The organism is Pseudomonas sp. NFACC14, assembly GCF_900106885.1.
In the GTDB taxonomy this organism is placed as follows: Bacteria; Pseudomonadota; Gammaproteobacteria; order Pseudomonadales; family Pseudomonadaceae; genus Aquipseudomonas; species Aquipseudomonas fluorescens_AA.
Genome location: NZ_FNOA01000043.1, coordinates 1 through 15,751, shown reverse-complemented (window position 1 = coordinate 15,751; position 15,751 = coordinate 1). Strand labels below are relative to the sequence as shown.

The following is a 15,751-nucleotide window of genomic DNA, read 5'->3' as shown; positions in this document are numbered from 1 at the left end:
GTCTGTTCCAGTGGGTACTGTGCTTGCGTGGCATTGAAACATTCCAGCTGGCGACGTTCGGCATCGTCCGGCAGCACGATGTCGCTGATGGCGACTCGGGCATCCGCCGCCATCGCCCGCAACATGCGTTCCAGATAGCCGAGGTAACGCTCCATGGTCGCCTGGTCGAACAACGCCGTGGCATATTCCAACGCCCCCTGGATACGCCCATCGGCCTCCCCAAGGTCGAGGGACACGTCGAATTTCGCCGTACGTCTCGTGGAAGGCAGGCCTTCCAATACCAGGTCACGCAGGGTCAGTTCGACGCGCTCGGTGTTCTGCCAGGACAACATGGCCTGGAACACCGCGCTATGGGACAGGCTACGCACCGGCTTGACCAGCTCGACCACCTGTTCGAACGGCAGGTCCTGATGGGCCTGGGCCCCCAACGCCTGGGCCTTTACCCGTTGCAGCAGCGTCTGCACGCTCGGTCGGCCCGACACATCGATGGGCACGGCCAGGGTGTTGACGAAGAACCCGATCAGTTCCTCGACCTCCACGCGCCGACGGTTGGCCGTCGGCGAACCGATGACGATCGTATCCTGCCCCGAGAGGCGACCAAGCACCGCCGCCCAACCGGCCAGCACCGTCATGTACAAAGTCGTACCGTGGCGGTGGCTCAACACCTTGAGATCGGCTGTCAGCGCTTCATCGAAGACGACCGGAAGGCTTGCACCGGCATGACTCTGCTGCGCCGGACGAGGACGGTCGGCAGGCAGCGTCAACAGCGCCGGCGCATCGGCCAACGCGGCTTGCCACCAGATGCCCTGCTGCTTAAGCACCTCGCCACTGAGCCAGCGGCGTTGCCAGACGGCATAGTCCGCGTACTGCACCGGCAGGTCCGGCAGCGGGTCGTCCTGGCCCTGGCGGAACGCTTCGTAGAGAGTGACCAGTTCCCGGGTCAGGACGCCCATCGACCAGCCATCCGAGACAATGTGATGCATCGTCACCAGCAACACATGCTCGCGCTCCGCCAGGCGAATCAGTCGCCCACGGATCAACGGACCGTGTTCGAGATCGAAGGGCTCGCCGCCTTCCTGCTCGACCAGCGCATGCAATTGCGCCTGCGCCTCGGCGTGGGCGGACAGATCCACGGTGCGCAAGGCAAAGCCACTGTCCGCTGCCGCGATACTTTGCCGGGCCGGTTGTTCCGGCTGCAATACGAAGGTGGTGCGCAGCGCTTCGTGACGCGCCACGATCCGGTCCAGCGCACGCTGCAGCGCATTGCGGTCCAGATCCCCCGTCAGGCGCAGCGCCACAGGAAGATGGTAGGCCGAACTGGCCCCCTCGACCCGTGTCAGGAACAGCAAGCGCTGCTGTGCGAAGGACAGCGGCAACGGCTCATCGCGGGACACCGGCACAACGGGCTGCAGCGTGCTGCGCCCCGAACCGGCCACGGCCTGCGCCAGCTCGCTCAATTGCCCACGATCAAAGAGTTCGCCCAGTGCCAACTCCACGCCCAAACGTTGACGTACCTGGGCGATCAACCGCATCGCCAGCAGCGAATGTCCACCCAATTCAAAGAACCGATCATGACGACCCACCCGATCCAGACCCAATAGTTCCTGCCATATCTGCGCCAGCACCGGTTCGATATCCCCCCGTGGCGCTTCATAGCGATCCACCGCCATCGCAACCGAGCCAGGCGCAGGCAGGGCCTTGCGATCCAGCTTGCCATTGGGGGTCTGCGGCATTGTCTCCAGCGGGACATACGCCACGGGCACCATGTAGTCAGGCAATTGCTCCAGCACAAGGGCCCGCAGCGCTTCGGCCGTTATATCCTGATCGGCCCGGGCCCTGTAGTACGCCACCAGACGCCTCTCGCCGGGTGAGTCCTCGCGCACGATCACCACCGCCTCGCTCACCTGCGGGCAAGCACCCAGCACCGCTTCGATTTCGCCCAGTTCGATGCGCAGGCCACGGATCTTGACCTGCCCGTCGTTGCGGCCCAGATAGTCGATCCGACCGTCCGGCAAGTAGCGGCCGATATCGCCGGTGCGATACATCCTTGCGTTGGTCTCGGGGCGGAATGGATCCGCCAGGAAACGCTCGCAGGTGAGGTCGTCGCGGTTCATGTAGCCCCGGGCGACGCCGGCGCCCGCGATGTGAATCTCACCCGCGACGCCGACGGGCACGGGCCTGCCATGGGCGTCGAGCAGGTAGAACCGGGTGTTGGCAATGGGACGGCCGATACTGACCTGGCTGCCATCCGTCGCGCGTGCCTCGACCTGGGTGAACGATGACCAGATTGTGGTTTCGGTCGGTCCGTAAACGTTGAACAACGTCTTGACCCGCTGCGCCACATGCTGGGCAAGCTCAGCGGGCAAGGCTTCGCCACCACACAGCGCGATCAGCCCCTGGGCCCCCTGCCAGCCCGATTCGAGCAACATGCGCCAACTGGCCGGCGTGGCCTGAGCGAAGGTGATGCCATTGGAGGCAATCATCCCGGCAAGCGCCTGACCGTCGCGCCCTTGGTCACGGGAAGCCAATACCACCCGGGCACCACAGATGAGCGGCAGGTACAGCTCAAGGCCGGCGATGTCGAACCCCAAAGTCGTCAACGCCAACATCCGGTCGGCAGCGGTCATGCCCAGCGTGTCGCGCATCGCGCACAGCAGGTTGATCACGCTGTGGTGCTCGACCATGACCCCCTTCGGCTTGCCGGTCGACCCCGAGGTGTAGATCACATAGGCCAGGTGCGCCGAGGTCAACCCCGCAACGGCCACATCGAAGGTCGGCTGGTCTCGCCAGGCAGTACCGTCGAGGTCAATGGTCGTCAACCCGTCATGGGTCAACAGGTCACGGGTCGCGGTGTGCACCAGCAACGCCAGCGGCTTGCTGTCTTGCAGCATGTAAGCCAGGCGATCGCTCGGGTAAGCAGGGTCCAGCGGCACATACGCCGCTCCTGCCTTCAGAATGCCTAGCAGCCCCACCAGCAGGTCTGGACCGCGTTCCATACAGATCGCCACCCGATCATCCGGGCGAACGCCCAGCGCCCGCAGGTGATGAGCCAGCCGATTGGCCTGCCCGTTCAGTTCGACGTAACTCAGTTGCCGGTCGCCGCAAACCACGGCCACGGCGTCGGGGAAGGCCTGGACCCGGGCCTGGAACAGTTGATGGATGGTCTGCTCCAGCGGGTAGGCCACGCGGGTGTCATTCCAGGTTTCCAGCAACTGTCGAAGCTCGGCGGCAGGCAGGCCCGGCAGCGCGGACAGCGGTGTATCCGCGGCCTGTTCCAGGGCGTCGACCAGGCTTTCGATCGAGACTTGCATGTACTCAACGACGCGTTGCGCGTCGATCCCGCAAGCCGCTTGCACCACCAGATTGAAACCTTCACCCTCGTCGTCCACGGCCAGCGAGAGTGGGTAATTGGTACGCTCCTCGCCGCCAAGGGTATCGATGCCCTGCCATGCCAACGCTGCGCCAGCCACTGCCGTCACGGCGTTATGGCGATAGTTGAGCAAGGCACTGAACAGCGGCGTAGGGGGCGCCACACCGCTGCAGCGCTGGGCCAACGCCAATGGAGCGTGCTCATGCCCCAGCAGCCCGGTGAGCTGCTTGTGCGCGGCCTTGACGCCCTCGCGTGCAGTTTGCCCGCCCAGGCTTATTCGCAAGGGCAGCGTATTGATGAACATGCCCAAGGCGCGGTCGGCCCCTTCCGTGCCTTGCATCCGTCCCAACAGAACGGTACCGAAGACCACATCGTCGCGACCGCTGATGCGGCCCAGTACCTGCGCCCATGCCAGATGCATCAGACTCGCCGCGCTAACACCCGATTGGCGTGCCTGTCCTCGAAGACGACGGCAGAACTCCAGCGCCAGCACCCGCTTCACCTCTTCCACGCCGTTGCCGTCGCCCTGCACATCCTGTCGGCCGAACGGCAGCGTCGGCTCCAGGATGTCGCCGAGCATGTCACGGAAGAAAGCCTCATGGGCTTGCTGGCTGATGCCCAGACGGGCCAGCGCCACGTAGTCGCGGTATTGCATCGCGCAGCCCAACTCACCACCACGGTCCAGCAGGAAGGCCTGCATCTCGTGTACCAGCGTCTCCAGCGCCGTGTGGTCCAGGATCGTGTGGTGGAACAGCAGCGTGGCCACCCAGCGCCGATTCACCGCATCTTCGGCGCAAACCAGGCGCAGCATGGGCGCATGGTGCAGGTCCAGCCGGTAATGCCGGGCGTCGAAGCGCTCATGCAGTTGCCCGGCGACATCCCCTGCCAGCGGGTCCGCCGTGACCGTCTCCAGCACCAGAGGCGCCTTGCGCCAGACGATCTGCACTGGCTCGTCGAGCCCTTCCCAGGCGATTGAGGTGCGCAGGATGTCGTGACGGTCAATGACCTGCTGCAGCGCCTGTGTGAATGCCTCGAGACGGTCGCGATGGTCAAAGGCAAATTGCGACTGGAGCAGGTACGGGTCACCCTCTCCGGCCGCCAGATGGTGATAAAGAATGCCTTGTTGCAAGGGCGCCAGCGGGTAGATGTCCTGGACATTGGCCGCGCCACCCGGCACGCTCGCCACGATCCGGTCGATGGTTTCCTGATCCAGGACCACCAGGGGCAACAGGTCCGGCGTGATCCGCTGGCAACTGTCGCCGATCAGATTGGCCGGCACCACGACGTCACGATGCCCGCCCACCGCGGCGGCCAATGCCTGCAACGTCGGCTGGGCGAACAAGACCCGCACGTCCACCGCCAGGCCGACCTGGCGCATCCGCTCGATCAGCCTCATCGCCAGCAGCGAGTGGCCGCCCAGTTCGAAGAAATGATCGTGGCGACCAACCCGCGCCACCTTCAGCAACTCGGCCCACAGGTCCGCCAGGGTCCGTTCGATTTCTCCCTGCGGCGCCTCATAGGCCTGGCTCGCGTAGGCTTCGGCCTGCGGCGCGGGCAATGCCTTGCGGTCTACCTTGCCGTTGAGCGTCAGGGGCAAGGTCGGCAGTATCACAAAGGCCCCGGGGATCATGTATTCGGCCAGGGTCGCGGACAGTTGCTCGCGCAACCCGGCCACGCTCAGCGTAACCTGCGGCTGCGCTACGACGTAGGCCACCAGGCGCTTCTCGCCCGGTTCATCGGCCCGCACCATGACCACCGCATCCTGCACACCGTCGCAGGTGACCAGTTTCGCCTCGATCTCGCCCAGCTCGATGCGGAAACCGCGGATCTTCACCTGGTCGTCGTTGCGACCCAGGCATTCCAGGCTGCCCTCCGGCAACCAGCGACCCAAGTCGCCGGTGCGGTACAGCAGCGCGCCGGGCTCCTGGCTGAATGGATCGGCGATGAATTTTTCCGCGGTCAGCTCCGGGCGGTTCAGGTATCCCTTCGCCACGCCCTTGCCTCCGATATGGATTTCACCGGCCACCCCCTGGGGCACCAGTCGTCGATGGGCATCGAGCACGTACACCTGTGTATTGGAAATCGGTCCGCCGATGGGCACGCTCTGCGCATCCTCGGCCACGGCCTTGACCTCCAGGGTCGTGGCATAGGTGGTGGTCTCGGTCGGACCATAGCAGTGCACCAGCCGCAGCGTCGGCGCCAACTGCAACAAACGCTGGAAAGACGCCACATCGGCGCGCTCGCCACCGCACAACAGGATGCGCAGACCGCCGATGGCCTCCGGAATCAGTTGCACGTACTGGTTGAAGATCGCCGTGGTCACGAACAGCACGGTGGCCCCCGAGGTTTTCAATACCTGGGCAAAACATGCAGGCTCGAGCAGGGTCTCATGGTCGATCACCACCACCTGCCCGCAGTTGAGCAGCGCACCCCACACGTCCATGGTGCTGGCATCGAACGCCGGATTGGAGGCGAAGGCGATCCGGTCGTGCTCGTTGAAATCGGCATAACCGTTGTTGATTACCAACCGGTTGATTGCCCGGTGCGGTACCAGCACGCCCTTGGGCTGACCAGTCGAGCCCGAGGTGTACATGATGTAGGCAATCGCCTCGCTGGACTGCGCAAACCCCGGGTTGTGAACCGGTCCCTGTTCCTGCAGCCGGTCCAGGTCGACGCGACACGCGCCCGCAGGCACCGGCTCGCTACTGAGGGTCAGCAGGCAAGACGCACGGCAATCTTGGAGCATGAAGCGCTGGCGCTCCTGGGTCGCATTGCGGTCCAGTGGCACATAGGCTGCCGCGCACTTGAGGATTGCCAACTGACTGACCAGCAAGTCGATCGAGCGCGGCAGCAGGATCGCGACACAGTCGTCCGGCTGCACGCCGAGCCCGATCAGATGATGGGCCAGGCGGTTCGCCTGCTCGTTCAGTGTCTGGTAGCTGATTTGCCGGGGCCCGTGGGCGACAGCAATCGCGTCCGGGGCCTGGGTGACCCGGGCTTCGAACAGCGCCAGCACGGTTTGCTCCTCGGGGTAGGCGCGCCGGGTGGCGTTGAAATCGACCAGCAACCGCTGGCGTTCGCTCTGTGGCAGGACCTCCACACGGGTGAGCGGCGTATGCGCGGACTGCTCCAGCGCCTGCACCAGGCTTTCGAGCGCGGTGTGCATGTACCCGCAGATGCGTGCCGCCCCCACGCCTTGCAACACCAGGGCGCTAAGTGTGAAACCCTCACCCAGGTCGTCCACCGACAGGGTCAGCGGATAGTTCGAACGCTCTTCGCTGCTCAGGGTCTGGATACCCTGCCAGGCTGTCGTGGCCTCGGCCGAGACGCCGGCACTGGCGCTGTGCCGGTAATTCAGCAGCGCACTGAACAACGGGGCCGGGGCCGTCACGCGGCTGCAACGTTGCGCCAGGGCCAGCGAGGCATGTTCGTGGACGAGCAACGCAGTCAGTCGCTCATGGGTGGCGGTGATCCCGTCCTGCACGCTTTGCTCATCGAGCTTCACTCGCAACGGCAAGGTATTGATGAACATCCCCAGGGCGCGGTCGGCGCCCTCGCCGCCCTGCATCCGGCCCATCAGCACGGTGCCGAAGACCACGTCCTCGCGCCCTGACAACCGCCCGAGCACCTGCGCCCACGCCAAGTGATGCAGGCTGGCGGCACTTACGCCCAGCTGACGCGCGTGGACCCGCAGGCGTCGACTCAGGTCGGCGTCGAGATCGAGCCTGGCTTCTTCGATACCACTGCCGTCACCCTGGACCTGTTGCAAACCCAGCGGTAACGTCGGTTCGTCGACATCGCCAAGCATTTCGCGGAAGAATGCTTCGTGTTCTTCCTGGCTGACCCCCAGGCGCGCCTGCGCCACATAGTTGCGGTACGGCATGGCCACGGCCAGTTGGTCCTGTTGGCCGAGCAGGTGCATCTGCATTTCCTGCTGCACCACTTCCAGTGCGGTATGGTCCAGGGCGATATGATGGAACAGCAGCATCGCTACCCAGCGTTGATTGGCCGGCTCATGGGCGAACCTCAGGCACATCAGCGGGGCCTGGCGGATATCGAGACGATGATAGCGAGAATCGAAACGTGTGTGCAGCCGGGTCACCGCGTCATCGTCAGGGTCTTCCAGGGTCAGTTCTTCGACGCTCAGCGGCGCCTGGCGCCAGACCACCTGCATCGGCTGCTCCAGCCCTTCCCACAACACCGCGGTGCGCAGGATATCGTGGCGATCGACGACGCCCTGCAAGGCTTGCACGAACGCCTCGAGACGCGCCTTGCTGTGGAAGGCGAACAACGCCTGGAGCACGTAGGGGTCGCCCTGCTGCGCCGAGATGTGGTGGTAGAGAATGCCCTCCTGCAATGGCGCCAGCGGGTAGATGTCCTGCACGTTGGTCGCACCGCCCGGCACCGTGGCGACAATGCGGTCGATAGCCGCCTGGTCCAGCGTGGCCAGCGGCAGCAGGTCTGGAGTGATTCGCTCGCAGCCCGCGGCGATGGCGTTAGCCGGCACACGGATTTCCTTGCCGCCGCCCACCGCCGCGGCCAGCGCCGCCAGGGTCGGTTGGCCAAACAGCACACGCACGTCGGCGCTCAGGCCAACCTGGCGCATCTGCTCGATCAGGTTGACGGCCAGCAGCGAGTGACCGCCCAGCTCAAAAAAATGATCATGACGCCCGACGCGTTCGACATTGAGCACCTGGCTCCATAACCTGGCGAGGACAATTTCGGTCTCACCCACCGGTGCCTCATAACCGCGTGCCAGGAACGACGCCTGGTCCGGTACCGGCAATGCCTTGCGGTCGAGCTTGCCGTTGGGCGTCAACGGCAAGGCATCCAGCCGCACATAGGCGGCGGGCACCATGTAGTCCGGCAGGTGGCTTTGCAGGTGAGCGCGCAGCGCCTCGATATCCACTGTGTCATCAGGCCGGTGCAGGGTTAAATAGGCAACCAGACGCTTTTCTCCCGGCATCTCTTCGCGAACCAGCACCGCCGCTTCTTTCACCGCACCATGTTGGGTCAACCGGGCCTCGATCTCTCCCGGCTCGATGCGGAAACCACGGATCTTCACCTGGCCATCGTTGCGCCCCAGGTATTCGATATTGCCGTCTGGCAGGAACCGCCCCAGGTCACCGGTGCGGTACATCAGGGCCTGCGGCTGCTGGCTGAACGGGTCGGACAGGAATTTTTCCGCGGTCAGGTCCGGTCGGTTCAGATAGCCTTTGGCGACCCCGGTGCCACCGATGTACAGCTCACCGGCCACGCCATGGGGCACGGGTCGACGCTGCGAATCCAGCAGGTAGACCCGCGTATTGCCCAAGGGGCGACCAATGGGGATGCTGCCCTCGCCGACTGCCTCGATCCGGTAAGTGGTGGAAAAGGTTGTCGCCTCCGTCGGGCCGTAGCCGTTGAGCAGATGTTGCGGCGCGCCTTCTTTCAGGACCCGCGCGATAACGGCCGGATCGAGCACGTCGCCGCCGACAATCAGGTAGCGCAGTTGCCTGAATACCGGCATCAGGCCCGCCGCGTACTGGTGGAACAGGCCCGCGGTGAGCCACAACACGCTCACCGATTGTTCGGTCAGCCATCCGGCGAGACGCGCCTGGGACAGCAGGACATCCTGTTCGACCACCACCACGCAACCACCATTGAGCAATGGTGCCCAGACTTCGAGGGTGCTGGCATCGAATGCCGGGTTCGAGGCGAACGCCACGCGGTCCTGCCCGTTGAAGTTGGCATAGCCGTTGTTGAGCACCAGCCGGCTGATGGCCCGGTGCGGCACCAGCACCCCCTTTGGCGTGCCGGTGGAGCCCGAGGTGTACATGATGTAGGCCACGGCTTCGCTCGAGAACGCCGGCGGCCTGTCAAAGGCCGGCTGTCCAGGCAGGTCGAGGGTGTCCAGGTCCACCCGCCGCACGCCTGCGTCCAGGGCTTCGGCGGCGTGGGTCAACACCCGCACGGCGCCGCTGTCCTGGAGCATGTACTGCTGACGCTCGGCAGGGGCGTTGATGTCCAGCGGCAGGTAGAGCGCCGCGCACTTGAGAATCGCCAACTGGCTGATCAGCAGGTCAAGGGAGCGTGGTAGCAGGATCGCCACGGTGTCGCCCGGTTGGACGCCAAGGCCGAGCAGATACCCCGCCAGGGCGTCGGCCTTTTTGTTCAGCTCCCGATACGTCAGGCTCTGTCCCGATTGCACCGCCGCCAGCGCATCCGGGCAGGCCTCGACCCGGGCCTCGAACAAGGCATGGATCAACTGTTCCCGCGGATAGGCGCGGTCTGTGTCGTTGAACGTTTGCAACACGCGCTGGCGCTCGGTCGGCGGCAAGATCGACAGACTGTTGATCAGCGTTTGGGGGGCATTCTCCAATGCCGTGACCAAGCCCTCGATGGCGGCGTGCATGTACTCGCAGATACGTTGCGCATCGATTCCCGGGGTGGCCTGCACTGTCAGGGCGAATGCGTCGGAGTGATCATCCACCGACAGCACCAGCGGATAATTGGTGCGCTCTTGCGCGCTCAGGCTCTCGATCCCCTCCCAGGCGAGAAGGGCTTGCTCCGGCAACACCTGGGTCGCCGCGCCAACGCTGTGGCGATAATTGAGCAACGCACTGAAAAGCGGCGCCGGCGCGGCCACGCCGCTGCAACGCTGCGCCAGGGCCAGGGACGCGTATTCGTGACCGAGCAACGCGCTCAGCCAGCGGTGGGTGTTTTTCACCCCGTCGAGAACGTCCTGGGCGCCCACATCCACCCGCAGCGGCAAGGTATTGATAAACATGCCCAGGGAGCGGCTCATGCTTTCACCAGCCTGCATGCGCCCCAGCATCACTGTGCCGAATACGACGTCTTCACGGCCGGATACGGCGCCCAGTACCTGGGCCCAGGCAAGGTGGATGATGCTCGCCGCGCTGACGCCCAACTGACGGGCTTGTCCACGCAGGCGAAGGCCGAGCGCCGGCATCACCGCCAGGTGATGCTCTTCGACGTCACTGCCGTCGCCCAGCACATCCTGCTGGCCGAAGGGCAGGGTCGGTTCGTCGACATCGCCCAGCATCTTGCTGAAGAACGCCTCATCGGCCTGACGCTGACTGGCCTGTCGTGTGCGTGCGACATAGTCGCGATAACGGCCCGCGGGCCCCAGTTGATCGCCCTGCCCTGTCAGCCAGGCCTGCATCTCGTGCTGCACCACTGCCAGTCCCGCATGGTCCAGGACCATGTGATGGAACAGCAGCATGGCAACCCAGCGCTGATTGACCGGGTCGTGGGCGCAGACCATCAGCAATAGCGGCGCCTGGCTGACGTCCAGTCGATGCTGCCTTGGATCGAATCGCGCCTGCAGTTGCGTCATGACATCGCCCACGGCGAGCTCGGCACTGACGTCCTCTACACCCAGCCGGGCCCGCCGCCAGACCACCTGGACCGGCTCTGCCAGGCCTTCGCGAACGATGGCCGTGCGCAGGATATCGTGCCGATCGATCACGCTCTGCAGGGCATCGATAAAATCCGCCAGGCGCCCACGATGGCTGAAGGCGAAGCGCGCCTGCAAGACATAGGAATCGCCTTGGGCGGCCGTCAGGTGGTGATACAGGATGCCTTCCTGCAACGGTGCCAAGGGATAAATATCCTGGACGTTGGCCGCCCCGCCCGGCACGGTGGCGACGATTCGATCAATGGCCGGCTGGTCCAGCGTCACCAACGGCAACATCTGCGGTGTGATGCATACGCAACCCTCGGGGATAAGGTTGGCGGGTACCTCCGGTTCGCCGGCATTGGCCGCATCGTACTGCCCGGTCTTGATCAGGTCGATCAATGTGGCTTTGTGCTCGCGCAACAACGCCAGGACCGCAGGCTCGCTCAACGACTGCTTGCGGCCTCGGACCACGAGCTGATCGCCCTTGATGGAAAGCTGAACGTCTTTTTCTTTCAGGGTCGCCAACAGTTCGATCACACTCACAGGACAATCTCCATTTTTTCTGTCATTGCCGCGTACTCCGCGAGCGTGGGTTGCTCGAACAGCGCGCGCACATCCGCTTCCATACCTTCCTGGCGCATCCGCTCCATCAGGCTGACGGCCAGCAGGGAATGCCCACCCAATTCAAAGAAGTGATCGTGACGGCCGACGCGCTCCACGTTCAGCACCTCGGCCCACAGTTGCGCCAGAGTGATTTCGGTCTCGCCCACGGGCGCTTCGTAACCACGGGTAATGACGCAGGCCAGATCCGGCACCGGCAGAGCCTTGCGGTCGAGCTTGCCGTTGGGCGTCAGCGGCAAGGCGTCGAGACGCACATAGGCCGTGGGCACCATGTAGGCCGGCAACAGGGTTTGCAGGTGTATCCGCAGGTCCTCGATGTCGGCCGTTTCATCTGGCCAATATCCGCTGAAATAAGCGACCAGGCGTTTCTCCCCCGGTGCGTCTTCGCGCACCAGCGCCACGGCTTCCTTCACGGCCGCGTGCTGGGCGAGCCTGGTTTCGATTTCGCCCAATTCGATCCGGAAACCACGCAGCTTCACCTGATCATCATTGCGGCCCAGGTATTCGATGTTGCCATCCGGGAGGTAGCGGCCCAGGTCGCCGGTCTTGTACATCCGGGCATCGGGCGCATCACTGAACGGATCACTGAGGAAGCGTTCGGCCGTCAGGTCATCGCGATTCAGGTAGCCCCGAGCCACACCGGTACCGCCAATGTAGAGTTCCCCGGCCACCCCGACCGGAACGGGATGGCGATGACTGTCGAGCAGGTAGAACCGGGTGTTGGCGATCGGCCGGCCGATACTGACCGAACTGTCGCTCGTTTCCTGGCCACGGACCCGCGTCGACGACGACCAGATCGTCGTTTCGGTCGGACCATAGACGTTGAACAGCGTCTTGACCCGCGCCGCCACGCGCGCCGCAAGGTCGGCGGGCAACGCTTCGCCCCCGCACAACGCGGTCAGTCCCGACGCGCCCTGCCAGCCGGACTCGAGCAGCATGCGCCAGCTCGCCGGGGTGGCCTGGGCAACGGTGACACCGCTGGCCGCGATCAGGTGCGCCAGTGATTGACCGTCGCGCCCTTGGTCGCGAGTGGCCACAACCATGCTCGCGCCGCGCAACAGCGGCAGGTACAACTCCAGGCCGGCAATGTCGAAACCCAGAGTCGTCAGCGCCAGCATCCGATCGGACGACGTCATGCCCAGGGTATCGCCCATGGCACACAACAGGTTGACCACACTGCGGTGCTCGACCATCACACCTTTGGGCTTTCCGGTCGACCCTGAGGTGTAGAGGACGTAGGCCAGATGTGCCGACGTCAGGCCCTGCGCAGGCGGGTTGGCGCTGGACAGGTCCCGCCAGGCGTCGCTGTCCAGATCGACGACCGGAACCGCAGAGCCAGCCAGCAACCCGCACGTACCGGTCTGCGCAATGATTGCCAGCGGTGCGCTGTCTTCGAGCATGTAGGCAATGCGGTCCAGCGGATAGGCGGGATCCAGCGGCACATAGGCACCGCCCGCCTTGAGTATCGCCAGCAGCCCCACCACCATGTCCAGGCTCCGCTCGACACAGATCGCCACCCGCGAATCCGGCGTCACACCCCGTCCGCGCAGATAATGCGCCAACCGGTTGGCCCGCTCGTTCAATTCGCGGTAGCTCAGGCCCTGCTCGCCGTGCAGCACGGCCAGCGCATCCGGCGTACGCCACGCCTGGGCTTCGAACAGGCTGTGAATAGTCTGCTCCAGTGGATAGTCGACTTGCGTGGCGTTGAACCCTTCGAGCAACTGCTCATGCTCGCTTGCTGGCAGGATCGACAACTGGTGCAGGAGTGCCTCGGGTGTCCGTTCGAGCATCTCCACCAAGTGACGCAACGCCTGGTGGACATAACCGCACAGGCGCTGCGCGCCGATCCGCGCCGGAGTCATGATGCTGAAGCTGAAGGCATCGCCCTGGTCGTCCACCGACAAGGTCAGCGGATAGTTGGTCCGTTCCTCACCGCCCAGCAGCTCGATACCGTCCCAGGCTGCCAATGTCTGCGCCGAAGCGGTCGTCGTGGTGTGACGGTAGTTGAGCAAGGCACTGAACAGCGGCATTGGCGCTTCCACGCCGCTGCAACGTTGCGCCAGCGCCAGCGCGGCATGCTCGTGGGCCAGCAAGGCCGTCAGGCTTCCATGGGTCGCCTTCACGCCGTCACGAACGCTGGTCTGCCCCAGGCGGACTCGCAACGGCAGGGTATTGATGAACATGCCCAACGCCCGGTCGGCACCCTCGCCGCCCTGCATCCGGCCCACCAACACCGTGCCGAAGACCACGTCCTCCTTGCCCGACACCACGCCCAGCACCTGCGCCCAGGCCAGGTGATACAAGCTCGCCGCGCTCACCCCCAACTGACGGGCCTGGGTACGCACGCGGCGGCTCAGGTCGAGCGCGACGTCCTGGCGCACTTCCTCGATTGCACTGCCGTCACCTTGCACGTCCAGCAAGCCGAATGGCAGCGTCGGCTCGTCGACATCGCCGAGCATCTCGCGGAAGAACCCTTCGTGGGCTTCGCGATTGACACCCAACCGGGCTTGCGCCACGTAGTTGCGGTACGGCACCGACGCGGGCAGGCACTGTGCCTGGCCGAGCATGTACGCCTCGATTTCAGCCGCCAGTACCGCCAGGGACGTGGCATCGTCCACCAAGTGATGGAACAGCAGGATACCGACCCAGCGCTGATTGTCCGGATCCCGCGCATAGGCCAGCCGCATCAGCGGTGCCTGGCGAATGTCCAGGCGGTAGTGCCGCGGGTCGAACCGTTGATGCAATTGTCCGGCAATATCCCCGGCTGCCGGATCCAGCTGCACCGACTCCACATCCAGCCGTGCGTCACGCCAGACCACCTGGACAGGCTCGGCCAGACCTTCCCAGAGCACACCCGTGCGCAGGATGTCATGCCGGGCAATGACCGCCTGGAACGCCTGGACAAACCTGTCCAGGCGCGTGGCGCTGTCGAACGCGAACATCATGTATTGAAGGTAGGGGTCACCCCGCTCTGCGGCGAGGTGGTGGTAAACGATCCCCTCCTGCAACGGCGCCAACGGGTAGATGTCCTGCACATTGGCCACGCCGCCCGGCACTGTCGCCACGATACGGTCGATGACGTCCTGGTCCAGGTCGACCAGGGGGAGCATGTCCGGGGTGATTCGTGTGCAGCCAGCGGGAATGAGGTTGGCCGGTACCACAACGTCTGCGTGTCCGCCAACCGCAGCAGCCAGCGCAGCCAATGTCGGCTGGCCGAACAGCACACGCACATCGGCACTCAGCCCGGCGTTGCGCATGCGCTCGATCAACTTGACCGCCAGCAGCGAATGACCGCCCAGCTCGAAGAAGTGGTCGTGGCGTCCGACCTGCTCAAGGTCCAACAATTCTCGCCAGAGCGTGGCGAGAATGGCTTCGATCTCGCCTTGTGGCGCCTCATATTCACGCGTTGCGACCGCCGACTGATCCGGTGTCGGCAACGCTTTGCGATCCAGCTTGCCGTTGGTGGTCAGCGGGAAGGCTTCGAGCATCACGAAAGCACTCGGCACCATGTAGTCCGCCAGCGAGCCCAACAACTGCGTGCGCAGCTCGGCAGCCACTGGCCGCTCGTCTTCCTTGGCGATGACATAAGCCACCAGGCGCTGGTCCCCCGGCGCGTCCTCACGGGCGATGACCACCGCCTCTCTGACGCCTTCGCAAGCCGCCAGCGCGGCCTCGATCTCGCCCAGCTCGATACGGAAACCACGGATCTTCACCTGGTCGTCATTACGCCCCAGGTATTCGATGCTGCCGTCCGCCAGCCAGCGACCCAGATCGCCGGTCTTGTACATCCGGGCGTTCGGCTCATGGCTGAAGGGGTTGTCGAGGAAACGCTCGGCGGTCAGCTCGTCGCGGTTCAGGTAGCCGCGGCTGACACCCGCGCCACCGACGTACATTTCGCCGACCACACCGACCGGTACGGGTTCGTGTTGGGCGTCGAGCACATACAACTGCAAGTCAGGGATGCGTTTGCCGATGGGGCTGACACCGGTCAGTTGGGCGTCGGCCGCTTGCAACGCACGATACGTCACATGCACCGTGGTTTCGGTGATGCCGTACATGTTCACCAATTGCGTACCGGCATTGATCTCACGGGCGTACCACGGCTTGAGAATGCCGGTTTCCAAGGCCTCGCCGCCGAAGATCACCTGGCGCAGGCTGTGGCCCCGGTCGCTCTCGCCCTGGGCCGCGATCAACTGGCGGAACGCGCTTGGTGTCTGGTTCAACACCGTGACACCGGCCTCGCACAACAGCGCATAGCAGTCCTGCGGCGAACGGCTGACCAGTTGCGGCACCACCAACAAGCGGCCGCCATGGGTCAGCGCGCCCCAGATTTCCCAGACCGAGAAGTCGAAGGCGAA

The 15,751-nt window shown here is 64.6% G+C and carries 2 protein-coding genes; both read right to left on the bottom strand.

Annotated features, from left to right (window positions below; translation table 11 throughout):
* A partial coding sequence (locus tag BLU85_RS29820; protein ID WP_170847680.1) for a non-ribosomal peptide synthetase occupies positions 1-11,315 on the bottom strand: 11,315 nt, incomplete at its 3' end.
* The coding region (locus tag BLU85_RS29815) for a non-ribosomal peptide synthetase (protein WP_139208072.1) at positions 11,312-15,751 on the bottom strand (4,440 nt) is incomplete at its 5' end. The genes BLU85_RS29815 and BLU85_RS29820, both read right to left, overlap by 4 nt.